The sequence below is a fragment of the Bacteroides sp. 519 genome (assembly GCF_010500955.1).
Classification (GTDB): domain Bacteria; phylum Bacteroidota; class Bacteroidia; order Bacteroidales; family Bacteroidaceae; genus Bacteroides.
Map to the genome: position 1 here is coordinate 1 of NZ_QVMJ01000095.1, position 336 is coordinate 336.

Here is a 336-nt window from a genome sequence, read left to right on the forward strand (position 1 = left end):
GAATACTCTAAAGAAATGATTAACATATATCCTAAATATGGCATGCTAGGTTATGATACAGGTTTCTTCTTTTTAAGTGGGCTGGCCAAGTATCTCACCCGAAAACAGTTTCCGTTATGAAGGCAATGAACAATGCGCCTCCATGATGCCTACCTGCGACCGGGTATTGGCTCACGACAGACGGTTGCTTAAGATAGCCGATGTATACCATGAAATGGAGGAATACGATTTGGCAAAGGTGTATTATCTGTTAATGCACAAACAGAGTATGAGAATCAAAGATCGGCATTATCTAATGATGAGGTTATAACGGTCAATCAGTCGCCCGAAGAGATG

At 41.4% G+C, this 336-nt stretch carries 1 protein-coding gene; it reads left to right on the forward strand.

The features are described from left to right. Nucleotides 1-142 precede the first annotated feature (142 nt). Nucleotides 143-310: a hypothetical protein gene (locus D0T85_RS22055; protein WP_203558564.1), complete on the forward strand. Its 168-nt coding sequence runs from the start codon at nucleotides 143-145 to the stop codon at nucleotides 308-310. Nucleotides 311-336 lie beyond the last annotated feature (26 nt).

Coding starts and splice junctions, on each gene's coding strand:
- D0T85_RS22055 (WP_203558564.1), top strand. CDS start 143: ATGATGCCTACCTGCGACCGGGTATTGGCTCACGACAGACGGTTGCTT.